This window comes from Psychrobacter sp. UBA3483, assembly GCF_002377905.1.
In the GTDB taxonomy this organism is placed as follows: domain Bacteria; phylum Pseudomonadota; class Gammaproteobacteria; order Pseudomonadales; family Moraxellaceae; genus Psychrobacter.
In genome coordinates, this window is sequence record NZ_DFQS01000052.1 from 1 (window position 1) to 382 (window position 382).

The 382-nt window shown below is 42.9% G+C and carries 1 protein-coding gene; it reads right to left on the reverse strand.

Annotated elements, in window-relative coordinates:
* Positions 1-85 precede the first annotated feature (85 nt).
* The coding region (locus B2866_RS09560; protein ID WP_296193361.1) for a transposase at positions 86-382 on the reverse strand (297 nt) is incomplete at its 5' end.

Below are 382 nucleotides of genomic sequence, written 5' to 3' on the forward strand. Positions count from 1 at the left end.
AAAACACAGCTATAAAAAAACGCCAAGCGTTAACCACTTGGCGTTATATTACGACACATAGCTAAACTAATACCAAGCCCAACAATTAAAGTTGCGCCCAAGCACGAGCAGTTAACGACCGAATTCTTTGTGGCTGTTTAAGCAAATTATTCCAAGCCAAGCAAGTGGCATCGACAATAGCCTCATAACTGTCATAACAACGATTAGATAGCTCATTTTGCTTAAGGTACTGCCATACTCTCTCAGAGGGATTGAGCTCAGGTGAATAAGGCGGTAGTTTAAGCATAGTGACATTAGCCTGATTCAAGCTTGGTTGATGCCATAATGCGCCATCCATCACCACCACCGCATGACGTCCTTTTGGAACGGCTTTACTAATCTC